The sequence below is a fragment of the Streptococcus sp. 27098_8_109 genome (assembly GCF_041432295.1).
GTDB lineage: Bacteria > Bacillota > Bacilli > Lactobacillales > Streptococcaceae > Streptococcus.
The window spans coordinates 1-25376 of record NZ_JAPVZJ010000009.1 but is presented as its reverse complement, the minus strand read 5'-3'; the positions used below and the strand labels follow the sequence as shown (position 1 = coordinate 25376).

General features: G+C 41.4%; 27 protein-coding genes. 5 read left to right on the top strand and 22 right to left on the bottom strand.

Features of this window, described 5'->3' with window-relative positions; translation table 11 throughout:
* Positions 1-9: 9 nt before the first annotated feature.
* Entirely contained in the window at positions 10-1680 is a 1671-nt protein-coding gene (locus O3664_RS04885; RefSeq protein ID WP_371613699.1) for a sensor histidine kinase, read from the bottom strand.
* Positions 1658-2272 carry a YesL family protein gene (locus tag O3664_RS04880; protein WP_000532357.1) on the bottom strand — a complete coding sequence of 205 codons (615 nt, stop codon included), beginning with the start codon at positions 2270-2272 and terminating at the stop codon, positions 1658-1660. The genes O3664_RS04885 and O3664_RS04880 overlap by 23 nt, the downstream gene beginning before the upstream one ends.
* Positions 2273-2406: 134 nt before the next feature.
* Between O3664_RS04880 and O3664_RS04875 the strand changes: the two genes are divergently transcribed.
* Positions 2407-2976 carry an MptD family putative ECF transporter S component gene (locus tag O3664_RS04875; protein WP_084927990.1) on the top strand — a complete coding sequence of 190 codons (570 nt, stop codon included), beginning with the start codon at positions 2407-2409 and terminating at the stop codon, positions 2974-2976.
* A gap of 28 nt (positions 2977-3004) precedes the next feature.
* Here the strand turns inward: O3664_RS04875 and O3664_RS04870 are convergent, their stop codons facing one another.
* From O3664_RS04870 to O3664_RS04795, 16 genes are all read right to left on the bottom strand, one after another.
* Positions 3005-3697, bottom strand: coding sequence for a methionine ABC transporter permease (locus O3664_RS04870; protein WP_084927991.1), 693 nt, complete (start codon positions 3695-3697; stop codon positions 3005-3007).
* A gap of 1 nt (position 3698) precedes the next feature.
* The gene (locus O3664_RS04865) at positions 3699-4760 is read right to left on the bottom strand and encodes a methionine ABC transporter ATP-binding protein (protein ID WP_084927992.1); all 1062 of its coding nucleotides are present in this window, start codon (positions 4758-4760) and stop codon (positions 3699-3701) included.
* Positions 4753-6126 (bottom strand): M20/M25/M40 family metallo-hydrolase, encoded by a 1374-nt coding sequence (locus O3664_RS04860; RefSeq protein ID WP_084927993.1) that lies wholly within the window; start codon positions 6124-6126, stop codon positions 4753-4755. Before O3664_RS04860 ends, O3664_RS04865 begins: the two co-directional genes overlap by 8 nt.
* Positions 6127-6225: 99 nt before the next feature.
* Entirely contained in the window at positions 6226-7080 is an 855-nt protein-coding gene (locus O3664_RS04855; protein ID WP_023948487.1) for a MetQ/NlpA family ABC transporter substrate-binding protein, read from the bottom strand.
* A gap of 153 nt (positions 7081-7233) precedes the next feature.
* Positions 7234-8064: an amino acid ABC transporter substrate-binding protein gene (locus O3664_RS04850; protein WP_004254995.1), complete on the bottom strand. Its 831-nt coding sequence runs from the start codon at positions 8062-8064 to the stop codon at positions 7234-7236.
* Between the two features lie 255 nt (positions 8065-8319).
* A complete protein-coding gene (locus O3664_RS04845; protein ID WP_000253922.1) occupies positions 8320-8643 on the bottom strand; it encodes an AzlD domain-containing protein in 324 nt (107 codons plus the stop codon).
* Positions 8633-9328, bottom strand: coding sequence for an AzlC family ABC transporter permease (locus O3664_RS04840; RefSeq protein ID WP_371613698.1), 696 nt, complete (start codon positions 9326-9328; stop codon positions 8633-8635). Before O3664_RS04840 ends, O3664_RS04845 begins: the two co-directional genes overlap by 11 nt.
* Before the next feature lie 240 nt (positions 9329-9568).
* Positions 9569-10081 (bottom strand): HdeD family acid-resistance protein, encoded by a 513-nt coding sequence (locus O3664_RS04835; RefSeq protein WP_023948489.1) that lies wholly within the window; start codon positions 10079-10081, stop codon positions 9569-9571.
* Positions 10081-10707, bottom strand: coding sequence for a TetR/AcrR family transcriptional regulator (locus O3664_RS04830; RefSeq protein ID WP_001224323.1), 627 nt, complete (start codon positions 10705-10707; stop codon positions 10081-10083). Before O3664_RS04830 ends, O3664_RS04835 begins: the two co-directional genes overlap by 1 nt.
* 143 nt (positions 10708-10850) lie before the next feature.
* Positions 10851-12077, bottom strand: a complete 1227-nt coding sequence (locus O3664_RS04825; protein WP_000862437.1) for an MFS transporter — start codon at positions 12075-12077, stop codon at positions 10851-10853.
* A 121-nt stretch (positions 12078-12198) separates the two neighbouring features.
* Positions 12199-12483 (bottom strand): bacteriocin immunity protein, encoded by a 285-nt coding sequence (locus O3664_RS04820; protein ID WP_004254985.1) that lies wholly within the window; start codon positions 12481-12483, stop codon positions 12199-12201.
* A 230-nt stretch (positions 12484-12713) separates the two neighbouring features.
* The gene (locus O3664_RS04815) at positions 12714-13577 is read right to left on the bottom strand and encodes an Rgg/GadR/MutR family transcriptional regulator (RefSeq protein ID WP_020901821.1); all 864 of its coding nucleotides are present in this window, start codon (positions 13575-13577) and stop codon (positions 12714-12716) included.
* A gap of 103 nt (positions 13578-13680) precedes the next feature.
* The gene (gene tsaD / locus O3664_RS04810) at positions 13681-14691 is read right to left on the bottom strand and encodes a tRNA (adenosine(37)-N6)-threonylcarbamoyltransferase complex transferase subunit TsaD (RefSeq protein WP_020901820.1); all 1011 of its coding nucleotides are present in this window, start codon (positions 14689-14691) and stop codon (positions 13681-13683) included.
* Positions 14681-15118: a ribosomal protein S18-alanine N-acetyltransferase gene (rimI, locus tag O3664_RS04805; RefSeq protein WP_020901819.1), complete on the bottom strand. Its 438-nt coding sequence runs from the start codon at positions 15116-15118 to the stop codon at positions 14681-14683. The genes tsaD and rimI overlap by 11 nt, the downstream gene beginning before the upstream one ends.
* Complete coding sequence (gene tsaB, locus O3664_RS04800) at positions 15115-15798, bottom strand: tRNA (adenosine(37)-N6)-threonylcarbamoyltransferase complex dimerization subunit type 1 TsaB (RefSeq protein WP_020901818.1); 684 nt, start codon at positions 15796-15798, stop codon at positions 15115-15117. The genes rimI and tsaB overlap by 4 nt, the downstream gene beginning before the upstream one ends.
* A 104-nt stretch (positions 15799-15902) precedes the next feature.
* Positions 15903-16118, bottom strand: a complete 216-nt coding sequence (locus tag O3664_RS04795) for a hypothetical protein (RefSeq protein ID WP_000282478.1) — start codon at positions 16116-16118, stop codon at positions 15903-15905.
* A gap of 280 nt (positions 16119-16398) precedes the next feature.
* Here O3664_RS04795 and O3664_RS04790 point away from each other — a divergent pair, with 280 nt between their 5' ends.
* Together O3664_RS04790 and rnjA are read left to right on the top strand one after the other, a co-directional pair.
* Positions 16399-16632 carry a DNA-dependent RNA polymerase subunit epsilon gene (locus O3664_RS04790; RefSeq protein WP_000639571.1) on the top strand — a complete coding sequence of 78 codons (234 nt, stop codon included), beginning with the start codon at positions 16399-16401 and terminating at the stop codon, positions 16630-16632.
* A gap of 1 nt (position 16633) precedes the next feature.
* Positions 16634-18313, top strand: a complete 1680-nt coding sequence (gene rnjA / locus O3664_RS04785; protein WP_049500725.1) for a ribonuclease J1 — start codon at positions 16634-16636, stop codon at positions 18311-18313.
* Between the two features lie 291 nt (positions 18314-18604).
* Here rnjA and mnmG read toward each other — a convergent pair whose 3' ends face one another.
* From mnmG to mnmA, 3 genes are all read right to left on the bottom strand, one after another.
* On the bottom strand, positions 18605-20518 hold the full coding sequence (gene mnmG, locus O3664_RS04780; RefSeq protein WP_084928746.1) for a tRNA uridine-5-carboxymethylaminomethyl(34) synthesis enzyme MnmG: 1914 nt from the start codon (positions 20516-20518) through the stop codon (positions 18605-18607).
* Positions 20519-20527: 9 nt separating this feature from the next.
* Positions 20528-20983, bottom strand: coding sequence for an NUDIX hydrolase (locus O3664_RS04775; RefSeq protein WP_371613697.1), 456 nt, complete (start codon positions 20981-20983; stop codon positions 20528-20530).
* Positions 20984-21123: 140 nt separating this feature from the next.
* A complete protein-coding gene (gene mnmA / locus O3664_RS04770; protein ID WP_261057607.1) occupies positions 21124-22245 on the bottom strand; it encodes a tRNA 2-thiouridine(34) synthase MnmA in 1122 nt (373 codons plus the stop codon).
* Between the two features lie 302 nt (positions 22246-22547).
* Here mnmA and O3664_RS04765 point away from each other — a divergent pair, with 302 nt between their 5' ends.
* Positions 22548-23420: a hypothetical protein gene (locus O3664_RS04765; protein WP_261081070.1), complete on the top strand. Its 873-nt coding sequence runs from the start codon at positions 22548-22550 to the stop codon at positions 23418-23420.
* Positions 23421-23605: 185 nt separating this feature from the next.
* Here O3664_RS04765 and O3664_RS04760 read toward each other — a convergent pair whose 3' ends face one another.
* The gene (locus O3664_RS04760; RefSeq protein WP_049551378.1) at positions 23606-24193 is read right to left on the bottom strand and encodes a hypothetical protein; all 588 of its coding nucleotides are present in this window, start codon (positions 24191-24193) and stop codon (positions 23606-23608) included.
* A 321-nt stretch (positions 24194-24514) separates the two neighbouring features.
* Between O3664_RS04760 and O3664_RS04755 the strand changes: the two genes are divergently transcribed.
* Positions 24515-25376 (top strand): helix-turn-helix transcriptional regulator (locus tag O3664_RS04755; protein WP_247939694.1); only part of this gene is annotated, 862 nt, incomplete at its 3' end.

Here is a 25376-nt window from a genome sequence, read left to right as displayed (position 1 = left end):
TCTCCCTTTCTACTCATCTTGAATTGTAATACGATACTGAACACCTGCTTGCTCCGCAGACTCTATAGTAATGGCATAGCGGTCCCCAAAATAGAGCACAAAACGCTCATGTACATTGACAATCCCGATAGACTGCTTTTGATCACTGTAACTGGCTTGGTGTTCAAAATGTCTCTGCCTTAATTTTTCTCGGATATTTGCCAGTTTTTCAGCCGACATACCACGGCCATTATCGACCACTAAAATTTCCACAAAACCGTCCTGTTTAAGAGCCTTGATGCTAATCACATTATCTGTCCGTCTGTGGTCAACACCATGCGCGAAATAATTTTCTACCAGCGGTTGCAAGGTAAACTTAGGAATCTTCATATTCTCTAACTCTGGATCTATCTTGAAACCATAGGCAATGGACTTGGGATAGCGAACCATACATAGATAGCTATATTTACGGCAAAATTCTAATTCCTGTTTGAGAAGGGTCTCTCTTTCGTCGGAAATATTGTTACGCAAGAGACTACTGAATTCATAAATGATATCTGCCAACTCATCTTGACTTTGCATAACTGCATACATGCGCAAGAACTCCAGCGTATTATACATAAAATGAGGATTGATTTGAGCCTGTAAGGCTCGCATATTGGCATCCTTTTGACTAAGTTCTAACTGATAAATATCATGGATATTCTTTTCTAATCGATCCAACATATCATTGGTAGTCTCCGCGATTAGGAGCAATTCCTGATCCTTTTCCAGTGTGTCAATACGAAGACCTTCTTGCCCTTGGGCAATAGCATGGATGGAATCCACCAAATCCACTACCTGCTTTTGATAATTAGCAAAAGTCTTCCTCAAAGTCAGATAGAGAATGACAATAAAGAGAAGGCTCAAACCCACAATCAAAGCAGAGCTGGAAACTGTTCCTTGTAAAACAAAGTTTTTAGGAACTGCCACCTGAACCTGATATCCATGAGAAGTCATACCAACAAACCAGTTCTCATGTTCCCTATTGACCCTCTCACCAATATGAAAAATCTCCGTATCAAAAGGCGATGTCACAGTAACAGCCATCGGGATATGACCTCGGGTATTGTCTACAGCATGGTATAAGATTTCTGGATCCAAGGAAATATAAACAACCCCTATAGATTGATCCGTCGCTGGATCTAAAATAGAAACTCCAAAACTATTGGCCTCTGGTTTAAAGCCTTCCGCAAGTACCGAATGACCACCTCTCTCATTTCTGCTCGAAACATAGACTTCTTTAAAGTCCTGCAAGACGATTGCAACACCCGTTATATAGTCATTCTGAACATACAGGTCATCGATATTTTCATACAGAGAAATAGAAGTTGACGAAGCTGCTTGATGCTCCAACAGCCAATAAAAATATTCAGAAGTTGACAGGCTAAAGTACTTATAAACCCCTTGTATACGGTCTTGATTGGCTACTAAATCTTGCGCCAGTTGGGCTGACTCCCGATAATAATACTCCACCTCATCGACTGTTCGAGTGGTTACACGTTGGGCTACTCTTTGAGCTTCCTTTTCCCGTGAATCCCAGTCAGCGTAAGAGAGTAAGATTGCAAAACTCGCAATAATAATCATCATAACTGAACTGTAGGTTCTTAGAAGCGTATGTAGCCAAAACTGCTTCATTCTATTTTGTCGCCAATTTTTCATGGATACTTTCATAGACCGGTTCCAACATATCACTGATAAAGAAATGCCACATCCCAATTCCTACAAAGAAAAGTAGGGCAGGCATATAGTAACCAATTGCCACAAGTAGCACTGTCCCAAGGAGAACCTTGGCCACAGCCGCTAGGCTCATAAAGATGCCAATCAAGGATAGTTTGAGACTATTTCGATAGGACAAATCAAAATAAACTTGTAATTTCAAAGATACTGTATAAGCCAAAAAGATCAGGGCAACTACTAGGACATTCAAAAAGGTCGCAATCAAATGAATAATAGTCTGATGAGGCAATTGCACCAAGAGATACAGGCCATAGACCAAAACTAGATTCACCCCTAAAAAGCTATAGAAAATCAGGTTGCTTGAGACGAAATTTTGCTTATAAAGAGACCACGCCTCCTTCAAACTGTATTCCCGAAAGCTATAACCATGTTCTGCATATAGGCTCATCAAGGTGGCACTAGCCGGCGCTAGACCAAGGATAATCCCTCCTGCTAAAGTTAATAGCCAAAAGAAGGCTGTCGCAATCATCCCTAAAAAGAAACGATTAAAGACAAAGTCTAAAAATCTCCCCATGATATCCTCCTAAAAATAACTATGAAACTATTATATCATATTTCAAGCGTTTTCAAACACATAGACTATCCATTTACAATCCCACCAAACCGTGGTACAATGAGAATTGTGAGAAAATTATCAGGAGACAATTCATGAAAAAATCTATCTTAACTACACTGCTTTTTGCAGTTCTTTACTTCCTCTGCATGGGGATTGGTGTCCTTTTGGGTAATCTCCTCGACCAAACTGGAAATATGTTTTATGCGCCTGCTTTTACTGCCCTTGTCGGCGGTAGCGTCTATATGATCCTGGTCGCAAAAGTTCCGCGCTTTGGAGCCATTACCACTATCGGCCTTGTCATTGCCCTCTTTTTCTTGGGAACTAAACACGGCGCCGGTGCCTTCCTTCCTGGAATTATCTGTGGCCTCCTAGCAGATGGAGTAGCTAGCCTAGGAAAATACAAGGATCAAACTAAGAACTTCCTTTCTTTCGTTATTTTCGCCTTTAGTTCAACTGGTCCAATCTTACTTATGTGGATTGCTCCCCAAGCCTATATGGCTACCCTTCTAGCAAGAGGAAAATCCCAAGAATATATCGACCGTATCATGGTTGCACCAAATCCTGGAACTATCCTTCTTTTTATCGCAAGTATTGTCATCGGAGCCCTAGTTGGTGCCTTGATTGGACAAGTCTTGAGTAAAAAATTTGCGCAGAAAATCTGATCACTAAAAAAGAGCCACACGGCTCTTTTTATTTATGGCTCAATTTCTTGGTCAAGAAATCTCCCAAGAATTGGATTGTAAAGATAATCAAAATGATAATGATAGTTGCCAAGATAGTCACATCGTGATTGTAGCGGTTAAATCCATAAGCGATGGCTACGTTACCGATACCACCAGCTCCAACCGCACCGGCCATAGCTGTTTCACCAACAAGGGAAATCAAGGTCACAGTCGTCACACGGATCAAATCTGGAAGACCTTCTGATAGGTAAACACCCACGATATCCCAGAAAGTCGCTCCACTCGCTTGAGCCGCCTCAATGACACCGCCATCCAGTTCAGCCAAGACAACCTGCACTTGACGGGCAAAGAAGGCAAATACTGCAAAAGATAACGGTACGATAGCCGCGTTTGGTCCGATACTTGTCCCTACGATTAGGTGTGAAAAGGGTGACAACACTGCCAAGAGAATGATAAATGGTACCGCACGGAAGATAGAAGTAATCTTATCCAAAATCCAGAAAACGACCTTATTCTCTAAAGCACCACCTGGCGCTGTCAAGACAAGGAAAAGACCTGCTACTAGCCCCAAGAAACCTCCGATGATGAAGGAAAGAACTGTCATATAAAGGGTTAGATAGATGGCTGTTCCCCAACCTGCTTGACCAGCCCAGCCCATTTTATAGACATTTGGCAAATAGGTTTGAATCAATGATTCCATCTTACTGTCCTCCCTTCAATACTTTTAGTTGTACGCCTGCTTGACGAATGGCTTCTTGAGCACCTGCTAGCGCTGCTTGTTCACCTGACAAGACCACAACTAATTCTCCAACAGGAGTACCATCGAGGATTTCGATATTTCCATAGAGGATATTAGCCGTTACTTGGTAATGCTTGTACAATTCATTCAAAAGTGGCTCGTCTGTTGAAGCTCCTGCATACTTGAGCTGTACCAAGAGACTATTTTCGGACAGATGTTCCACGATTTCTTGCTTCTCGATTTTGACCATGGCCTCGTCAATACCTGTAGCTGTTGAGATAAAGTCTTGGGTCAAAGGTTGTTTAGGGTCTGAGAAGATTTCAAGGACACTTCCCTCTTCAATCAAATGCCCATCCTGCATAACTGCTACACGGTTGGCAATATCTTTGACAATCTGCATTTCATGCGTAATCAAGACAACAGTCAATCCTAATTTTTGGTTCAAATCTTGCAACAAGGCCAAAATCTGCTTGGTTGTCTTAGGGTCAAGGGCAGAAGTTGACTCGTCTGAAATCAAGATTTTTGGATCATTGGCCAAGGCACGCGCAATGGCCACACGCTGTTTTTGCCCTCCAGATAGTTGTGAAGGATAGTTTTCAGCACGATCCGCCAAGCCAACCAAGTCCAACAACTTGGCTACTTTAGCTTTCTTTTCTTCCTTGCTAAGTCCAGAGTGTTTGAGTGCAAAGGCTACATTCTCCTCTGCTGTCTTTTGACTCATCAGGTTAAAATGCTGGAAAATCATTCCGATATCTTGACGTTTACGACGCAACTGCTCGGCCGTCAAGGTCACCTTGCCATCAAAAATCACATCATCGTCAATGGTAATTTTCCCTGCAGATGGTTTTTGCAAGAGATTAATCACCCGTACAAGGGTTGATTTCCCTGCTCCAGAATATCCAACGATTCCGTAGATATCCCCTTCTTGGATATGAATGGTCACATCCTTGACCGCTGTGATGGTTCTCTTCTTCTGATGAAAAGTCACATCAATCTGATCTAACTTGATAATATCTCTACTCATAGCTTCTAATCAGCTCCTCTACTAATTCAATATGGGTGTAGTAATCGGCGATTCGCACGTTCTCATCTCCACCATGGTCTCGACTATTGGCATTTCCTAGACCGAAGGCCACCATGGGTACCTCTAGGGCATCAAAGACCGTATGCATAGGCCCTGTCCCCGCTGTTGTCGGCAAGACTGAAACGCCCTGTGGATAGAATTTCTTGGCCAACTCGATCACATTAAGAATGGCTGGCGCGCTCATATCGCTTCGATAGCTCATCTCTCCCAAGGTATAGTATAATTCTACCTTATCAAAGCCATTTTTGTCTAGCTGTTTCCGAATTTTTTCCAGAACATCATGCGGTTCTAGGCCAGGAACCAAACGAACCTCTAGCTTAGCACTAGCTTCTGCTGGCAAAATCGTTTTGACTCCTTGTCCTTGATAACCTGACTGAATCCCTTCGATATTAAGGGCTGGCTCGAAAAAGAATCGTTTTAGAAAGGCTGCACGGTCCTCTTGTAAAAGAGGCAATTCCAAACCATAAATCTGGTTGATTTCCCCTGGATTTCGTTGGGCGTAAGTATCCACCAAGGCCAATTCTCGTTCATTTGGTTCTTGAACTTCTTCGTACAAACCTTCAACCAAGATACGGCCATCTGCGGCACGAAGAGACTGTAGAGCTTGAAGGAGGTACCAGGGAGCTGACTCCACAACCCCACCATAACTAGAGTGGATATCGACATCAGCGCTTTTCACCCTGGCATCAAAGGTCACAATTCCCTTATTTCCACCAGAAATTTCTAACTGCTCCAAAGCATTTTTGGTCCCTTGTTCCCAGACCAACAAATCCGCCCCACGGAGTTTATTCGCATGTTTTTCCAGATACTTATCTAGGTCTGTCGAAGCCGATTCCTCCGCTCCCTCCATGATAAAACTGATATTGACAGGCAGGTCATCATGGTGCTGCATGTATTTTCTCAAAGCACTCAAACGAGCCGTGATATGACCCTTGTCGTCATCAACCCCACGCCCATACATAAAGCCGTTGCGGACCGAAAGCGTAAAGGGCTCCTCTGTCCAGACTTGATCCCCATCCGCTGGTACAGTGTCATAGTGGTTATAGAAAATCAGGGTTTTGGCATCTGGACGCGAACTCTTGAAATGTGCCATGACAAAAGGCGCCGTGTAAGTCTCATCAATCTCCACTTCAGCCCCAACACGCTTGAAAATCTCACCCAGATAATTGGCAACTTCCTTAAGTCCAACCTGCTGGGCAAAGACTGACTTCTTAGAAATCAAGGTACGCAAAACTTCAAAATAATGCTGGGCCACATGATCCTTTTCAAATTTTTCAATCTGTTCTTGTTCGCTAGGAAAAACCATATTCTCTCTACCTTTCTATGAACCTATAGTCTTCTTTACAATCCATGCTCTATACAAAAGCAAGAGGTGGAATTTTCTCTCCCACCTCCCTGTTTCTTATTACCAAACTGGTTGATCCAAACCGTCTGATGTTTCTTCGATAACTTTTTTCACGTCATCTGTGTGGTAAGCTGCGATCACTTTCTTGATAGCATCAGCTTTTGGTGATGTTTCCCAATCTTTTTTCGCAACGATGATGTTGTACCATTGTTTTGAATTTTCATCAGCTTGTTCTTTGAAAAGTGCTTTCTTGTAGTCCAATTTTGCTTCTGTAACGAAGGTATTGTTTACAACGGCAGCGTCAACTGATGACAATGAACGAGCTGTTTGGCTAGCATCCAATTCAGTGATTTTCAAGTTCTTTGGATTTTCTTTGATGTTAGCAACTGTTGCAAGAGCAGTTCCAGAAACATCCAATTTAATCAAACCAGCCGATTGAAGCAAGTAAAGTGCACGACTTTCGTTTGTAGCGTCGTTTGGTACAGCGATTTCTCCGTTTGCTGGGATGTCTTCTACTTTAGTGTACTTGTTGTCACTTCCATTCAAACCTGAGTAAAGACGGATTGGAGAGATGTAAGTATCTGCAATCGCTACAAGGTCTTTTCCGTTTTCTTTGTTCCAGTTGTTCAAGAAGTTATAGTGTTGGAAAGCGTTCAAATCTACTTCGCCATCAGCAGTTGCCTTGTTTGGTTGTGAGTAGTCTGTGAACTCTGTAAATTCCAAAGTAATACCGTCTTTTTTAACTAATTCTTGAACTTTATCCCAACGAGCTTCTTCAGAACCGCTACGGTTAACAGTTGCGATTTTGATAGTTGTTGCATTGTCTGCTTTCTTTTCTGAGTTTCCGCAAGCTGCAAGAGCCAAACCTGCGACTGTAGCAAGGGCTGCTACACCAAGCCATTTTTTAATTTTCATGATTCTTTCTCCTTAAAAATAATACCGTACTAGTATCTCACAATTTGTTTGATTTCACAAATTGTTATTAGATAATCAGATATATAGTTTAAAACTATATACTTAAAAATTGAGAAATCACCCACCTGATTCAGAATGGATGATTTCAAAAAATTATTTAATATCAGCTTCTGCTGGTAGGTAAGTGTCTCCAAAGAATTGTTTAGACAACTTTTCAAGAGTTCCATCTTTGTAGAGTTCTTGGATACGTTTGTCTACAAATGTTTTCAACTCATCTTGACCTTTGGCAAGAAGTGGGTAAACGTAAGGTTGTTGGTCGCTTGGAAGTTCAATAACTTTCAAGTTGTCCAAACCTTGGTCCTTGATGACTGTTTCAACACCGATTTTATCAAAAATCTTGTAGTCAAACTGGCCATCGCTCAAGCGTCCCATGATTTGTTGGAAGTCCGCTTTAGTATACTTTAGGACAGTTGGATTATCTGAATGTTGTTTGTTGTAGTCTTCTAGCTGTTTAGCAGAAGTTGTCCCTTGAACAACTTCTGTTGATTTTCCACCGATATCATCAAGCGATTTGATGCTAGGGTCATCTTTTTTCACTACAAGAACGTTAGGGTTTTTAGCAGTTGGAGCTGCATAAAGGTATTTTTCAGCACGTTCTTTAGTGTAGCTGATGTTGCTAACAGCCATATTGTAACGGTCAGCATCAAGTCCTGCAAAGACACCTGACCATTCTGTCTTCTCAAACTTGACATCATATTTGTCAGAATCTTTAAAGATAGCGCGAACCACTTCAATTTCGTAACCAGTCAATTCGCCATTTTCTTCATAGTTGAATGGTTTTGGTGTAGCATTGGTTGCAACGATAATTTCTTTCTTGCTAGCTGCTTCTCCTTCTTTCTTAGCACCACCTGAGCAAGCTGCTAGCACACCTGCAGCAACAAGTCCTAAGGCAGCAAGAGATGAGTATTTAACGATTTTTTTCATGTCATTTCCTCCAAAATAGAATACCTTATAATCTTAACAGAAAAAGAGCATTTACGCCATTATATGATATCTATCTCTGTGATAGGTTTTCTTTATGGCTGATTTATACTCAATGAAAATCAAAGAGCAAACTAGGAAGCTAGCCGTAGGTTGCTCAAAGCACTGCTTTGAGGTTGTAGATAGAACTGACGAAGTCAGTAACATATATACGGTAAGGCGACGCTGACGTGGTTTGAATTTGATTTTCGAAGAGTATTAAAAGACCAAACGCAAGAGTGCAATTAAGACCACTCCAAAGAGAACTGTTCCGACTAGATTGCGATAACGAAAGGCTACCCAAGCTGTTGGAAAGACTGCTAAGAAATCCAGCCATTTGATTTGAGGAAGGCTCCCAACCTTACCTGTCACTACGCTTGACAGAATCAAGGCAAAGATAATGGAAACGGGCAAGAATTTCAAAAAACGCTCAACGATAGCAGGCAAGCCCTTATACTTGACCAAGATGAAGGGAATGATACGGGGAATCCAAGTCACCAAGCCAGAGAAAATAACTGCTAATAAAAGATACTTACTGACCATCTAAAACCACCCCCATTGTACAACCTAGCAAGGTCGCAAACAGAACAGCTAGCGACTGAGACACCACTGTTAAGAGTAAAAAGAAGGACACCGCAACAACTGCTAGGATAATGAGCAGATTGCGGACAGGAATCCGTCTTTGCATAATCTGGAATTGCGAAGCAAAAATTCCAATGAACATCCCAACCAGGGCAAAATCCAAGCCAAAGATTTCTGGATTTGGCAGCAGACCACCCAGAGCCGTTCCGACAACTGTTCCCACAAACCAAGCCACATAGCTGTTGAGATTGTTTCCGTGCATCCACATAGGATTGACCTTGTCTGTATGGGCTAACTCGCCCATCAAAACGCCATAAGTCTCATCCGTCAAGAGACTAGACATACCGATATTTTGCCAGAGACTGGTATGACGGAAATAGGTTGACGCATGCAAACTCAACAAAAAGAGACGCAAATTAATCAAAAAGACCGTCATAGCAATAGCTGCCACAGGTGCTTGAACCGCAATCAGTGCCAACATGGCAAACTGGGCACTCCCAGTATAAACAAAGAGGCTCATCAAGCCCATCTCAACAGGTGTCACATAGGGCGCACCAATAATCCCACAGGCCAAGCCAATACTGACATAACCAAGGGCCGTTGGCATGGCCGCCTGCGCCCCCTCCCAAAATCCTTTTTCTTTCATCTTTCTCCTCATATTGTCTTAATAATACTCAATGAAAATCAAAGAGCAAACTAGAAAGCTGGCCACAGGTTGCTCAAAACATTGTTTTGAGGTTGCAGATAGAAGCTGACGCAGTTTGAAGAGATTTTCGAAGAGTATAAGTAGGCTGAAAAGGCTCCAGCCATAGCATGGACTATTATAACACATTCAGGAAAGAGAAAAAAGTCTGCTGATTGTAATCAGACAGACTCCATTTTATTCTTATTTAATCTTGAAGAATTGAACAATTGCCACAATACCTTGATAAATAAAGACAAAGGCAATGGTGTAACTAATATAGAGACCGGTCATCAATGGGTATCCCATCATGATTAAACCTGCTACGATTCCTAAAATCCCCATCCAAACTAGAGGGGTACCTACCGATTTATCCGTCTTACGAACCTTGAAACCAACGATAGTTTTTGTAATACCATTTGTCAAGGCCCATAAAGAAATGATAAATGGTACAAATGTTACCATTTCAATAAAGCTACCTGAGAATAAGGTAAGAGCGAGGATGAGGGTAACAATTCCTCCAAATAAATTCCAGCCATGCTTTTCTTCTGATTTGAAGTATTGTACAATCTCAGAAATCCCTTGAACTGCAAATACAAGTGCAAACAAGAAAGTCATGGAAGCCAAGCTAATAAGAGGATGTGCAAACATATTAAAACCTGCAAAAACTGCAAAAATACCCGCAATTAGTAACAACCATTTCCAAATTTTCGACATTATTTTTCTCCTTTTTTAGAGGAATCTTCCTCTAGTATTCCATAAATCATCATATCCAAAACCTGTGATAATTGATGTTCATATCCTGAAACCAAGTCAGGCAAACTGCTATCTGACGAAACAGTTAAATAATAGGAACGAAACATATCCTGAATCAATCGCAGATAGTCCATAGCTCGTTTCTCATCAATATGCTCTTTCAGTTTGGATTCTGATATAAGTTTTTGACAAACTTGTTCATTCAAGTCCAAAAAGATAGCTTTCTGTGGTGCAATGTCTGCTTCCAATTCTTCTGGTGTCGCAATCATTGCCTCAAAGAAAATGTGGCTATGTTCTGGGTATTGCTGATAAAATTGGTGACGTCTTTCCATATAATCAGCTAAGGAGGGCACTTGACCTTCCACCCCCAGAAACACTGCCAAAGCTTTCTCAAAACTCTCCTGAAAACAAGTTAGATAGAGGTCTGATTTCCCTGAAAAATTATGATACAAAACTCCTTTGGAAATACCATCCACTTTACAAAGTTCATTGATGACAAAACCTTGATAGCCTTTTGTAGCAAATTCAAACAAAGCAGCGGTAATGATTTTCTCTCTTCGTAGTCTTGTTTTTTCTTCTTTTCTCATGTATTTATCTCTACATTTTTTAATTATAAACCGATTGGTCTGAAATGTCAAGCAACTTTCTCAAAAATTTAACAGTCTGCTGATTGTAGCCATCATAAACAGACTGGAATCCAGTCTCAAACATATAATATACACATTCTTCGCTAAATGTTTTCACGGATATTCAAGAGTATGATAAAGGCAGCTAGAAGAAATAGCAATAAAACAAAGCTAACTGCCAGAGTTCCAAAGCTAGTAGCAATGGTTACCAAAGCTATTGTAAATAAGCTAGGTAAAACAACTGTAATGGCACCGATAGAGGATTGAACTGCTCCCATTGACTCCTCAGGTATTTGTTTAAAAATGAGTTCCTGTAATCGAGGAGAGAGGATACCTGCGAAAAAGGCATCCAAGGCACTAAAGATAAGAATCCAGTCAAAACGAACTGCCACAAAGCCAACTAAAAGGAGTAATTGGATAATAAGCGAGGCATATAGGGCTAGTTTTATGGAGATTGTATTCTTCAGATAGCCACTCACAAGGCTTCCGACAATAAGGGCTGACAATTCAAGGGTGGATAACAAGGCAAGAGATTGACCTGTTTGTAAATTCAAAAAGGGCTGATTCCTCAAAAACAGAGTAGAAACAGGAACTGTAACATTTATCACTGCTTGACTAATAGAGATAATAAACAAAACCAAGAGCACCTTATTCATATTCCATATCAATTTTGATGATTGGAGCAGATGCTGGCAAAAGGATTTTACAGAGAGTCCTTCTTGATAGCTAATCGTTTTTTCTACTTTCAAGAGGTCTGTTTTTATGAAAAGAATACCTAAAAATGCGATTAAAAAGGTCAGAGCATTCAGTAAGGAAATAGACTGGATAGATAGAATACCTAGTAAGACTCCTCCTAGAATATTACTGATTGTTTTCACTAAACTAACAGTTGACTGTTTAAATCCAATAGCTTCTGCCAGATGGTCTTGCCCAATAATTCTAATGAAAATCGGAGTGAGCATGGCGCCTGAAAAATAACTCAATGTGTCAGATAAGAGGTTAATCAGACAAATAAATGCTACTAATAACAAGGAAAAGGACTGCCCTGAAAGTGATAAAGAAACGATAGAGTAAAGCAAAAATTTTGCAAAACTAATCATTGTATATTTTAGGACACGATGATGTTGAAAATCCGCCAAAACTCCCAGAAAGATTTGCAGAACTTGAGGAAGGGTTTCTGAAATCGTGATCAGTAAAATCGCCAAAGGGGCAAAAGATGCATCTGCCACATAATTCAAAAAGGCCAGATAAAAAATCGTATCCCCAACCGTTGAAATCCACTGGTTGATGGTTAATTGCCTAAAATCTCTATTTTGAAGAAATACTTTCATCACAACTCCTTTTAAAGTTCCAGTGTATAGAAAACAAGACTTGGTTTAATATTGAACTCCAAGCCTTGCTCATATTCAGATTCATCCATTATATGATGTTCATGCCGTATTTTATAATAAATCATATCTTAAAAATACCAGACCACACTATTCCCTGCTTGTATTTAGCTTCTTTCTTTTGGACAAATTTTGCTAAATCCAACAACTCTGTCGGCGGTTCACCTTTAAAGCTCAACAATTCTTTAGAGACGGCAAAAGAAAGACGTACAGCTAACAAATCTTCATTAGTACTAGAGAACTGTTTTGCTGTTTCCAGCAATTGCTTCCTAAATTCTTCCGTCAAGCTAATTTCTTTATTATTGTATAGGGAATGAATTAACATTTGTAACTGACTTTGTTTTTCCATCGTTTACCTCATTTTATCTAGGACGCCAAGTTTCACTTTTAGTCCAGCCATTTACAGTATGCTCATAATTAAACATATACTGTACGAATTCCCATCTATAAACCACTTCTGCGACTTAGGATCTGCTTGAAGTGCTTTACAAGGATAGTATAACACGAAAATTAGCTTATTTTAGAAAATCGCATATTTGATATTTTTTCTTATAGAAATTTCAGATTTGCAATTGTTGACTACTCAATAAGTTCTTTGTATTGCTTCAAACGCAATTCGAAGAGGGCTAGCAATTGTGGATTTTCTAATACTTGCAGAGATTGGATAAATCTTTCAATCTCTTTTTGATTGCTTCCTTTGGTTTGAAGGAAAATCTTCATTTTCTTTAAAAACTGCCACAATACTTTTTCAAAAACATCGTATGGACGAAGCATGCTCTCTAGCTCAGCTTCAAAAATTGGGATATAAGAGAAAAGTTTACGCTCCATGAGTTCTGATATAATATTCAGAAATCCACTTTTCATATACAATCGATTATGTACCAACTCTTTAAATTCCCTAGATTTCTCAATTAAAGCGGTCGATAAAAATATCAAATCTTGATTGCTCAAGAAGGGCATGGTATTGCAAAAGAGATAGAGTTCAAACCAGGTCCAAGACTCAATAGCATAGAGATAGATAGTCAAAAACTCGCTATCTTCTTTTACTAATGGATAGTTCTTATTTAAGGAATGGAGTGCGTTTTTAATTACAATGGCATTCAAACGACGATAGGTCTCTGCCATCTGTTCTTGCTCGACTTCCTCCAACAGTTGCTCTAAACCAGCTATATCTTGGTGGGCAAAGCGATCCACAACCTTTCTACCAATCTGCATATGTAGGGATTCTTGATAATTGTTTAGCTTATGACCAAACTCATCAAAATTCATATTGATCCCTTGGATGGCTAGGATCAACTTATCCGCAGATAGCATAGACTGCCCTAGTTCAAACTTGGACAACTGAGAGGCTGTTAGACCAGCACAAGCCACATCTGACTGCTTGAGCTTTCTCGCCAAACGTAATTCCTTGTAAAATTCTCCCAACTCCATTCTCTCAATCATCTCACCACCTCCTATTTTTTATATAGTATATCATTATTCACAATTATTTGTCAAAATATTCTGACATTTAAGAGAGCAAAAAAGCCAGCCCTAAGCTGACTCTTTATTCCATGGTATCAAAAGCGAGACTTGGTTTGGCATTGAGGTCCAAGCTTGCAAAGTTTTCTTTGTTCCATTCGCTGACGCTGGCATAGGCAATCATACCTGCATTGTCTCCGCAGAGGCGCAGAGGTGGAATGATGACCTTGACATCTGCGATTTCGGTTGCTAGGCGTTCTCTGAGACCTTTATTGGCTGCCACACCACCTGCCACGACTAGAGTTTTAACAGGGTATTTCTCCAAAGCCTTCTTAGTTTTTGCCATGAGAATATCCAGGACAGCTGCTTGGAAGGATGCACACAAGTCCTCTGTAGACAGACTTTCTCCCTTTTGCTCGGCATTATGGTGAAGATTGATAAAGGCAGATTTCAAACCTGAGAATGAAAACTCCAGATTATCTTCCTTAATCATGGCACGAGGAAAGTCATAAATATCCTGCCCCTGATGAGCCAGCTCGTCAATCTCACGACCGGCAGGATAGGTCAAGCCCATGACACGGCCGACCTTATCATAGGCCTCACCAACCGCGTCATCTCGCGTTTCCCCAACAATCTTGTAGTCACCCGCCTCCGAAACATAAACCAACTCTGTGTGTCCACCGCTGACCAAGAGGGCTAGCAAGGGAAACTCCAAAGGCTCCACGCTCTGAGCTGCCATAAGGTGACCAGCCATGTGGTTAACGGGAATCAGCGGAAGTCCATGTGCCCAAGCAAAGGCCTTAGCAGCTGATAAACCAACTAGTAAAGCTCCCACCAAGCCAGGTCCATAGGTAACCGCCACAGCTGTTACATCGTCTTCGGTAATCCCTGCTTCTGCCAACGCCTCCTCGATGCAGGCTGTAATGACCTCGACATGGTGACGACTGGCTACTTCTGGCACTACGCCCCCAAAACGTTTGTGGCTCTCAATTTGACTAGCAATGACATTAGACAAGAGCTCATCGTCGTTTTTCAAGACGGCGACACTGGTCTCATCACAGGATGTCTCAAATGCTAAAATATATCTATCCTTCATCTATTTCTCTCTTCATGATAATGGCATCCTCGACTGGGTCATGGTAGTAGGCCTTTCGCTCAGCGATGACTGCCATCTTTTCTTTCTTGTAAAATGCTTGTGCTCGGTGATTTGACTTTCTGACTTCGAGGAAAATCTCCTTGTCTGTCGGCAATTGAGCAAACAAGGCTGATGCAATTCCCTGACCCTGATAGGTTTGTTTGACAGCGATTTGCAGGACTTCTGCCTCAAAAAGATTCTCCTGCACAGCTAGAAAGCCAATCACTTCTTCCCCATCATAAGCTAGAGCATACCAAGTCTGGTCTTGGGACAGGTCTGCTTGGATTTGTTCCAGCGTCCAAGGACTGACTGGGTAAACAGCTATCATAACAGCGTAGATGGCTTGAGCCAGATCAGGTTGCTGGTGAGTTCGTTTGATTTCTATCATAGGCGTTTAATGTAGGACTTACCAGACTCGGTATGGTTCTTGAGCCAGTTTTCCTCAGCCTCAACACGCTTGAGGTAGTTCGGCACAAAATCATGCAAGGAGTCTGCTTCCTTGTCCCAAGCCAAAAGAGCAAGATTGGCTGCATTAGGCAAGGTTTCTTTGTAATTAGTCCTTGGCAAGTGTTCTTGAATCTGCTCCACAAAGGGGGCAACTTCTCCGACAAAGGTTACCTGACTAGCACCCTTAACTTTCTCTAACACCTCTTCAAAAGATAGGTGCGCTTCTGGCATGACAGGTTTGGCATTTTCATAAAATCCTGCATAAACATTGTTGCGACGCGCATCCATCAAGGGAACGAACAAGCCTTCTTGTTGGTAGGGCACCAGAGCCAAGAGGCTAGACATACCAACTAACTCAATGTTCAGGGTATGAGCCAAAGTCTTGGCAGTTGCTACCGCGATTCGCAAACCTGTGTAGCTACCTGGCCCTTCCGCCACCACGATTCGGTCCAAATCCTTGGGTGTCCAATCCAAACTTGCCATCAAAAAATCGATGGCAGGCATAAGGGTAATACTGTGATTTTTCTTAATATTAATCGTCGTCTCGGCAAGAACCTGCTTGTCCTCTAAAATAGCGAGAGAAAGAGCCTTGCTGGACGTATCAAAAGCTAATACTTTCATAACACATTCCTATCTTTTTGTCTGCTTACTATTATACTACAAAAGCTGGCACATGGGAATTTTCTTTGCCCCCAAACAAAAATGCCCCAGCATGAGCAGGGCATCTAAGCATTTAATCCAAAGTAAAATACAAACCAAACGACATAGGTTACGAGGAGGAGAAAAAGCGAGTAGAGAGTCACAAAGGTAATTTTCCACAAGAACTTGGTTTGTCGTCGTTCCAGTTTGGCAAATAGAAGATTCCCCGCATAAACGCAAGCAACAAAAACAATAAAAGCTACCAAGCGAGCTCCGATAGCAAAAGCAAATAAGTTATACATAGGGCAACCTCCTTTACTTAAAATCTATAGTGAATTAAGACAAACGATAAATTCCACTTCCATTTTCAAAATAACATATTTTCTTTATTTTTGCAAACGATTACCAAAGAAATCGTCCTGTGACTTTCTCGTTTCCGTCTTTTACTAATTTTTCATTTTGTGGTATAATTGAAATAATTGTAACGAATCAAGGTCAATCTAGACACAAAATGGAATGAAATCAAGCAAATCTATGCTAAAAGTTTGGAATAAGCTGACCTGTAAAATAGAAAGGAACTATATGATTTACAAAGTTTTTTATCAAGAAACAAAAGAACGTAGCCCACGTCGTGAAACAACACGCGCACTATACCTAGACATCGATGCTAACTCAGAACTTGAGGGCCGTATCGCTGCTCGCCAACTTGTCGAAGAAAATCGCCCAGAGTACAATATCGAGTATATCGAACTCTTGTCTGACAAATTGCTAGATTACGAAAAAGAAACTGGCGCCTTCGAAATTACGGAGTTCTAATATGGCCTACACTCTTAAACCTGAAGAAGTCGGCGTTTTTGCCATCGGTGGTCTGGGAGAAATCGGGAAAAACACATACGGAATTGAATACCAAGACGAGATTATCATCGTCGATGCTGGGATTAAATTCCCAGAAGATGACTTGCTTGGTATCGACTATGTTATCCCTGACTACTCTTACATAGTCGACAATATCGACCGCGTCAAGGCTGTTTTGATTACCCACGGACACGAGGACCACATCGGTGGGATTCCTTTCCTACTCAAGCAAGCAAATGTCCCTATCTATGCTGGACCGCTTGCCTTGGCTTTGATCCGTGGAAAACTCGAAGAACACGGCCTCTTGCGCAACGCCAAACTTTACGAAATCAACCACAATACTGAGTTGACCTTTAAAAATCTCAAGGCAACTTTCTTTAGAACGACTCACTCTATTCCAGAACCTTTGGGGATTGTCATTCATACTCCTCAAGGGAAAATTGTCTGTACGGGTGACTTCAAGTTTGACTTAACACCAGTTGGTGAACCAGCAGATTTGCACCGTATGGCAGCTCTTGGTGAAGACGGTGTACTCTGTCTCCTGTCTGACTCGACAAATGCAGAAATTCCAACCTTTACCAACTCTGAAAAAGTCGTTGGCCAGTCCATCATGAAGATTATCCAAGGCATAGAGGGACGTATCATCTTTGCATCCTTTGCCTCAAATATCTTCCGTCTCCAACAAGCAACAGAAGCCGCTGTTAAGACTGGACGCAAGATTGCGGTCTTTGGTCGTTCTATGGAAAAGGCCATTGTCAACGGAATCGACCTTGGCTACATCAAAGCTCCTAAGGGAACCTTTATCGAGCCAAATGAAATAAAAGACTACCCTGCAGGCGAGGTTCTCATCCTCTGTACAGGTAGTCAGGGCGAGCCAATGGCAGCCCTCTCTCGTATCGCCAACGGAACCCACCGTCAGGTACAACTCCAACCCGGTGATACGGTTATCTTCTCTTCTAGCCCAATCCCTGGAAACACTACTAGCGTCAACAAGCTGATTAACATCATTTCAGAAGCTGGTGTCGAAGTTATCCACGGTAAGGTTAACAATATCCATACATCTGGACACGGTGGCCAACAAGAGCAAAAACTTATGCTCCGCTTGATTAAGCCAAAATACTTCATGCCTGTTCACGGTGAATACCGCATGCAAAAAGTCCATGCTGGACTTGCGGTGGATACTGGTGTTGAGAAGGACAATATCTTTATCATGAGCAATGGTGATGTGCTTGCCCTTACTGCTAACTCAGCTCGTATTGCAGGTCATTTCAACGCCCAAGACATCTATGTCGATGGAAATCGTATCGGTGAAATCGGCGCAGCTGTCCTCAAAGATCGTCGTGATCTATCTGAAGACGGTGTCGTTCTGGCAGTCGCAACTGTTGACTTCAAATCGCAGATGATTCTATCTGGTCCAGACATCCTCAGTCGAGGCTTTGTCTACATGAGAGAGTCTGGCGACTTGATTCGCCAAAGTCAGCGTATCCTTTTCAATGCCATTCGTATCGCACTGAAAAACAAGGATGCTAGCGTGCAATCTGTCAATGGTGCCATTGTCAACGCTATTCGCCCCTTCCTCTATGAAAATACCGAACGTGAACCGATTATTATCCCGATGATCCTCACACCAGATGAAGAATAATACTCTTCGAAAATCTCTTCAAACCACGTCAGCTTCGCCTTGCCGTATATATGTTACTGACTTTGTCAGTTCTATCTACAACCTCAAAGCAGTGCTTTGAGCAACCTACGGCTAGCTTCCTAGTTTGCTCTTTGATTTTTATTGAGTACAAGTCAACAAAACAGCCCCGTCTTCGGAGCTGTTTTTTCTCTATGCTTTCTTTTGAGATTAAAACTCAATAAAAATCGAAATCAGACTAGAAGGTTAGGCGAAAGCATAACTTGAGTTAGGTGAGCCGAAGCCGACGACGTATCATTTTGATTTTTGAAGAGTTTTAGAAATACTACGATTTTTACCTTCCAAATACACCATCAAAATAGAAATATCTGCTGGGTTTACTCCCGAAATACGGCTGGCTTGGCCGATGGTTTCTGGATTGATAAGTTTGAACTTCTGACGGGCTTCGGTTGCGATAGAATCAATGTCATCCCAATCAATATTGGCTGGAATGCGTTTTTCTTCCATGCGTTTCATCTTGGCAACCTGATCCATAGCTTTTGAGATGTAACCCTCATATTTGATTTCTGTTTCAATCAATTCGATAATCTTGTCATCCAAGTCCTCTGCAGCTGGTCCGATGAAGGCCACCACATCTTGGTAAGAAACTTCTGGACGGCGAAGGAATTCCTTGGCTGTCACTGCATCTGTCAACGGCTTGAAGCCCATCTCCTCAACCTTGGCATTGGTTTCCTTGACTGGCTTGAGTTTGATGCTGTCTAGGCGCTTCATCTCATTATCAAATTGATTTTTCTTGATTTCAAAGCGAGCCCAGCGTTCATCATCAACAAGTCCAATCTCGCGTCCCATCTCTGTCAAACGCATATCGGCATTATCATGGCGGAGAATGAGACGGTATTCAGCACGACTGGTCAAGAGACGGTAAGGTTCAATAGTTCCCTTGGTCACCAAGTCATCAATCATGACCCCGATATAACCGTCACTGCGTTTCAAAATCAACTCAGGCTTGCCTTGGACTTTCAGCGCTGCGTTGATACCCGCGATAATCCCTTGACCTGCTGCCTCTTCATATCCAGATGTACCATTTGTCTGACCAGCAGTGAAAAGTCCTGAGATTTTCTTGGTTTCCAGAGTCGCACGCAACTGATGAGGCAAGACCATATCATACTCAATGGCATAACCTGTTCGCATCATCTCAGCATTTTCCAGACCTTTAATGGAATGAACCAGCTCACGTTGGACATCCTCAGGCAGACTGGTTGATAAACCTTGAACATAGACTTCCTCTGTATTGCGCCCTTCTGGCTCAAGGAAGAGTTGGTGACGTTCCTTGTCCGCAAAGCGCACAATCTTGTCCTCAATCGACGGACAGTAACGAGGCCCCACTCCCTTGACCACACCTGTAAACATAGGCGCACGGTGGAGGTTGTTTTGGATAATCTCATGACTGGTACCATTGGTATAGGTCAACCAGCATGGCACTTGATCTTTGACATAATCCTCATCTCGTGAAGTGTAGGAGAAATGATTAGGCGCTTCGTCTCCTGGCTGAATCTCGGTCACATCGTAATTGATTGAAGAAGCCTTGACACGTGGAGGGGTTCCTGTCTTGAAACGACCAATTTCGAGGCCCAGTTCCTTGAGATTGTCAGCAAGGTTAATAGAAGCCAAGCTGTGGTTAGGACCTGACGAGTACTTGAGGTCTCCGATGATAATTTCCCCACGGAGGGCTGTTCCTGTCGTCACGATAACAGCCTTGGCAGCATACTCTTGATGGGTCGCTGTACGAACACCGACAACCTTACCATCTTCCACCAAAATCTCATCAATCATGGTTTGACGAAGGGTCAGATTCTCTTGATTTTCAACTGTCTTGCGCATTTCCTTAGAGTAAAGTTCCTTATCAGCTTGCGCACGAAGAGCACGGACAGCTGGCCCCTTCCCTGTATTGAGCATCTTCATCTGGATGTAAGTCTTATCAATTGTTTTGGCCATTTCACCACCGAGGGCATCAACTTCACGCACAACGATCCCCTTGGCAGAACCACCGATAGAGGGGTTACAAGGCATGAAAGCCAGCATTTCAATGTTGATAGTCGCAAGCAAGACCTTACAGCCCATACGGCTAGCAGCTAAGGAAGCCTCGACCCCAGCGTGTCCCGCACCGATTACAATAATATCGTATTCTTCAGTAAAATTATATGTCATGTTTCTCTCCTATTCCTCAAGATGAATGTGTCTTAGTTGGCCGTCCCAATCTGGTAGGGCTGTTTTTAGAAAGGCTGGAACTAGGTTGATACCCTTAAGCTTGTCTAAGTCAATCCACTCACAGGGCTTCGTTTTTTCGTCTTCCTGCATGGTCAATGGAGCATCTTCAAGCAAATTCACCAGATAATGAAACTCGATATTGTGATAGGAAACACCGTCCTGTTCAAAACGATTTTCAACTACGAAAGCTAGCTGTCCAGCTTGAGCTTTGACACCCAGTTCTTCCCTCACTTCACGGACTACCGCGTCTTCCGTTTTTTCGTTAACTTGAATCGCACCGCCGATAGTATAATACTTGCCCTTGTCTTTGGTAACTAGGAGCTTGTGATTTTGGACAATCAAGGCTGTCGCCCGAACTCCAAAAATTGTATTTCCTACTTTTGTCCGAAAGTCTTGCTGAGTCATTCTTGTCCTTTCCCTTAAACGACACAAAAATAGTCAAAACTCCAAAGAAGTGCAGGACAAAAAAGCCTGCAACATCCATGAGCTTTGACCATCATTTCTATTGCTTTTATTATTGTAGCAAATTGAGAAAATTTGTCAATCTAAATGTACTGACAAACTTGTCCATCGCGGTAAGCATTGTCAATCAAACCACCACCTAGACACTCTTCGCCCTCGTAAAAGACAACTGCCTGTCCTGGTGTAATCGCGCGTTGCGGTTCTGCAAAGATGACCTCTGCCTTATCTCCTTTGACATGGATGGTCACCTTCGAATCAGGCTGACGGTAGCGGAATTTTGCTGTGCATTCTAGCGTAAATTCCTCTGGCATCTCACGAGTAAAGTGAACTTGACTGGCTTCTAGACTGGTTGACATGAGCGAATCATGATAGAATCCTTGTCCTACATAGAGAATATTCTTGCTTAGGTCTTTTCCGACAACGAACCAAGGGGCATTGTCACCACCGTGTTGCCCACCGATACCAAGTCCACCACGCTGACCAATCGTATAGTACATAAGCCCAGCATGCTCGCCCATATCGCGACCATCCACAGTCATCATGCGACCAGGCTGAGCTGGCAGGTAGTTACTGAGGAAATTTTTAAAGTTCTTTTCTCCGATAAAGCAAATCCCTGTCGAGTCTTTCTTCTTAGCAGTTGCAAGGCCTGCTTCTTCTGCTAGTCTGCGAACTTCAGGCTTTTCCAAATGTCCTAGTGGGAACATGGTTTTTTGAAGTTGTTCTTGCGAAAGTTGGCTGAGGAAATAAGTCTGATCCTTGCCATTGTCCACACCACGAAGCATGTGAACGATGCCATCCTCATCACGCGCCACTCGGGCATAATGCCCAGTCGCTACATAGTCTGCCCCCAAGGTCATGGCATAGTCCAAAAAGGCCTTAAACTTGATTTCCTTGTTGCACATAACATCTGGATTTGGCGTGCGTCCTGCACGGTATTCCGCTAGGAAATACTCAAAAACGCTGTCCCAGTACTCTTTTTCAAAATTGACAGAGTAGTAAGGAATGCCGATCTGGTCTGCTACCGCAGCCACATCCTTGTAATCTTCGGTCGCCGTACAGACGCCGTTTTCATCTGTGTCGTCCCAGTTCTTCATGAAGATACCGATCACATCGTAGCCCTGCTCCTTGAGAAGAAGAGCTGTCACCGACGAATCAACACCACCACTCATCCCTACGACAACACGTGTTTTAGAGTTCTCACTCATGGTAAGTCTCCCATCTATTCGTTTATTCACGATTGAAGGTCGTGTGTGCTTAACGATTGAAGGTCGCTTGAGCAGTATTCATTATAACATGCTTGGTTGGAGAAGACAAGAAAGAGGCTGTCAATCGACCAACCTCTTTGTAAATACATATATAATTGTTTAAAAAGAGGGTAATTTATAGCTTAATCCCTCTACTGCTTATTATCTTATTTATAAAATAAACTAAAAATGATATACTATATTGAGGAGGAATACGTACATGATCCCTTAAAGATACTACCATCCATGTACGTAGAACGATTGTGAAAAACTACAAAGATATTCTAAAATCAAAAAATACCATTTTTACTATTATCATTGTCGCAAGTATTGGACTTTTAATTGGTCTAGTCATTCACCAAGAAAACATCTTAACAGAAAGAGGCAATATTGCTTTCTTCAAACGGCAAAAAAATGAACAAGATGTCGAACAAGTAAAAAAAGCCATCAAAGATTTTAATATCGATTCTGAAACAATTATAGAAGATTGGAAAAGAATTCAAGAATTGAAGCCAAACACTGACGAAGGCAAGCAAACATTAGCAGACTTTCTTACTACTACGTCCGATAAAATCACCAATCATTATAGCGAAAAAGCTTTAAAAATGGATATAAAGGAATCCGATAGTCAGTTTGAAGATAAACAAACACTTGAAACAGCCATCACTTCCTTACAAAAAATACTAGAAATCATTAAAAGTGTTAACTCCACAAGCGAACAAGCCACTATTGATGAAAAAATAAAACCCATCCAAGAACTAATTTCTAAATTCCAAAAGCAAGTTGAAGTCTTGACCAAAAAAGAAGGACAAAAGACTGACAAAAAAGAAACAGGAACGACTAGTAGCGAGGGGGAAAGAGAAACCTATTCTTCAGGAGGAGGGAGCTACACTCCATCCTATACTGAGTCAAATGGGAGCAGATACAGTTCACAAGCGCCTGCAAGCGAACCACCTTCATCTGATAGTGCTGGCAGCAGCGGAAATGATGTGGCAAGTACACAAAATCAAGCAGCTAATACTTCAGAAGCTCAAGCAGAAACTAATACCAATAGTAACAATGCTGGAGTTCCCACAACAAACAGTGATGATCTCGCTAGTTTAGGTGGCGGAGTTACATCATTCGGTCAGCAGTAAGCAATCGGCTATCACTAATTTAATTGTCTTTTATCGAACAAAGTACATAAAAGGCTAGCAAAAACTAACTTTCCAATAAAACCACACAGTGATTCTCTCAGCTTGATTGTGTTCAAGTCTGAAAACACTGTGTGGTTTTTGAATTGTTGAACATTCAGAGATTCCATTTTTGGGGCAATTGTCTATCAGAATGTCCTTTTATCTGTCAATAATCCGAGAAAATCTTGTCGTTTCAAGTCGGAGAAATGTTTGGTAGAGAGACTTCCCTTTTGAAGTCCATCATCTCTGACCTGCAAATAATAGCTATGTTGGCTTGTTTTAATTGTCAAAAAATCGCCCAATACAAAAACTCTTTTCCAGTTGCGAATCTCAAATTCTTTCATCTCTGATTTTGGAATGCGGATAAGTCCTTGCCGCAAATCGCGATGGTGCTCACTTGTGAAAGTCATCCCATTCCCAAGATTTCTTATCAGCAGTTCATCTGGAGTCACCATCACCAGCGCTATTTTAGTTAAGAAAATTTCAACTGTTGGTGGTAAAATCGCCAAATTAAACCAGGGATGTAGGTAGCGATAGGCTAAGAAATAATGAGGCTCCTCACCCAATCCTAGTTGTTTATATAAGGCCTTGACCTCACTATCTAACCTCGCTTCAAAAGACACATCCGAATGCTCTTCTTCCTTCCTCTGATTAAAATAACGCATCCAGACTAGGAAACCTATAAAGACTAGGACAAATATTCCTGATAAAAGATATTTTAAATTGTAGTTCATCACTTAACCTCCTGATTCACGACTCTACATAAAGCAGAGGCCTATTTATTTTGAAAATAGTTCCATCACAACTTTAAATAAGACGGGTGTCATTAAAATTAGGATAATTCCTATCACAAATATCATAACTACTCGAAAAAGTTCCTTATTTTTAAACATTTTATCCCCCCTTTTCTAGCTACATCATAGTACTGTTAAGCCCATTTTAAAATTATACCAATCTTATTTTAGTTTTATTTTCTACTTTTTATATTACTATGATACAATATTTTTAATAGGATTTTATTATTTGTTAACTTTTTTCACGAAAAGGAGAAAATCATGCGTTATGATTTCGGAAAGGTCTATAAAGAAATACGTGAGTCAAAAGGATTGACCCAAGAAGAGATCTGTGGAAATGTTCTCTCAAGAACCAGCCTATCAAAGATTGAAAGTGGTAAAGTAACTCCTAAATATGAAAATATGGATTTTCTTCTCCGGCAAATGAATATGAGTTTTGAAGAGTTTGACTACATCTGCCATCTCTATCAGCCGAGCCAACGGACAGAAATCATGCAAACTTATCTCAATATGAATTCCATCATTGGTGGCAGTGGTCTAGTTGATTTTTTTGAAACATGCCAAAACTATCTCAAGACCCATCACGATCTGCCTATAGAAGAAATCAGGGATATGCTGGAAGTTGTCATTCATATCCGTCAACATGGTACAGAGCAACTGTCAGACCAAGTGAAACAGACTGTCAAAAAACTTTGGGAAAAAATTGAAAAACAAGATACATGGTATGAAAGCGACCTAAAAATCCTCAATACCATTCTTTTCAGCTTTCCCATTGAACACCTCCATCTCATCACTGAAAAAATCTTGCAACGCTTAGAAGTCTATAAAAACTATCAACATTTATATGACTTGCGAATGACAATCCTACTCAATCTGTCCACCATTTACTTATACCATCAAGACAAAAACATGTGTCAACAAATCTGCTATACTTTACTAGAGGATGCCAAGAACAAGAAAAGTTACGATATGCTTGCTATCTGTTATGTCCGTATCGGGATTTGTAGGGATGATTCTAAGCTTATCCAAAAAGGGTTCTCCCTTCTGGAGCTGACCGATGAAACTTCCATTCTAGCCTTTCTCAAAAAAGAAGTGGAGACCTATTATCAACCGAAAGAAATAT

Coding starts and splice junctions, on each gene's coding strand:
- O3664_RS04875 (WP_084927990.1), top strand. CDS start 2,407: ATGAAAAAATCTATCTTAACTACACTGCTTTTTGCAGTTCTTTACTTC.
- O3664_RS04790 (WP_000639571.1), top strand. CDS start 16,399: ATGATTTACAAAGTTTTTTATCAAGAAACAAAAGAACGTAGCCCACGT.
- O3664_RS04865 (WP_084927992.1), bottom strand. CDS start 4,760: ATGAGTAGAGATATTATCAAGTTAGATCAGATTGATGTGACTTTTCAT.
- O3664_RS04825 (WP_000862437.1), bottom strand. CDS start 12,077: ATGAAAGTATTTCTTCAAAATAGAGATTTTAGGCAATTAACCATCAAC.
- O3664_RS04845 (WP_000253922.1), bottom strand. CDS start 8,643: ATGGTCAGTAAGTATCTTTTATTAGCAGTTATTTTCTCTGGCTTGGTG.
- O3664_RS04795 (WP_000282478.1), bottom strand. CDS start 16,118: ATGTATAACTTATTTGCTTTTGCTATCGGAGCTCGCTTGGTAGCTTTT.
- O3664_RS04760 (WP_049551378.1), bottom strand. CDS start 24,193: ATGAACTACAATTTAAAATATCTTTTATCAGGAATATTTGTCCTAGTC.
- O3664_RS04860 (WP_084927993.1), bottom strand. CDS start 6,126: ATGGTTTTTCCTAGCGAACAAGAACAGATTGAAAAATTTGAAAAGGAT.
- rnjA (WP_049500725.1), top strand. CDS start 16,634: ATGGCCTACACTCTTAAACCTGAAGAAGTCGGCGTTTTTGCCATCGGT.
- tsaD (WP_020901820.1), bottom strand. CDS start 14,691: ATGAAGGATAGATATATTTTAGCATTTGAGACATCCTGTGATGAGACC.
- O3664_RS04775 (WP_371613697.1), bottom strand. CDS start 20,983: ATGACTCAGCAAGACTTTCGGACAAAAGTAGGAAATACAATTTTTGGA.
- O3664_RS04815 (WP_020901821.1), bottom strand. CDS start 13,577: ATGATTGAGAGAATGGAGTTGGGAGAATTTTACAAGGAATTACGTTTG.
- O3664_RS04850 (WP_004254995.1), bottom strand. CDS start 8,064: ATGAAAAAAATCGTTAAATACTCATCTCTTGCTGCCTTAGGACTTGTT.
- O3664_RS04870 (WP_084927991.1), bottom strand. CDS start 3,697: ATGGAATCATTGATTCAAACCTATTTGCCAAATGTCTATAAAATGGGC.
- O3664_RS04855 (WP_023948487.1), bottom strand. CDS start 7,080: ATGAAAATTAAAAAATGGCTTGGTGTAGCAGCCCTTGCTACAGTCGCA.
- O3664_RS04835 (WP_023948489.1), bottom strand. CDS start 10,081: ATGTCGAAAATTTGGAAATGGTTGTTACTAATTGCGGGTATTTTTGCA.
- O3664_RS04820 (WP_004254985.1), bottom strand. CDS start 12,483: ATGGAAAAACAAAGTCAGTTACAAATGTTAATTCATTCCCTATACAAT.
- O3664_RS04885 (WP_371613699.1), bottom strand. CDS start 1,680: ATGAAAAATTGGCGACAAAATAGAATGAAGCAGTTTTGGCTACATACG.
- O3664_RS04840 (WP_371613698.1), bottom strand. CDS start 9,328: ATGAAAGAAAAAGGATTTTGGGAGGGGGCGCAGGCGGCCATGCCAACG.
- O3664_RS04830 (WP_001224323.1), bottom strand. CDS start 10,707: ATGAGAAAAGAAGAAAAAACAAGACTACGAAGAGAGAAAATCATTACC.
- tsaB (WP_020901818.1), bottom strand. CDS start 15,798: ATGAAAGTATTAGCTTTTGATACGTCCAGCAAGGCTCTTTCTCTCGCT.
- O3664_RS04880 (WP_000532357.1), bottom strand. CDS start 2,272: ATGGGGAGATTTTTAGACTTTGTCTTTAATCGTTTCTTTTTAGGGATG.
- mnmG (WP_084928746.1), bottom strand. CDS start 20,518: ATGACATATAATTTTACTGAAGAATACGATATTATTGTAATCGGTGCG.
- rimI (WP_020901819.1), bottom strand. CDS start 15,118: ATGATAGAAATCAAACGAACTCACCAGCAACCTGATCTGGCTCAAGCC.
- mnmA (WP_261057607.1), bottom strand. CDS start 22,245: ATGAGTGAGAACTCTAAAACACGTGTTGTCGTAGGGATGAGTGGTGGT.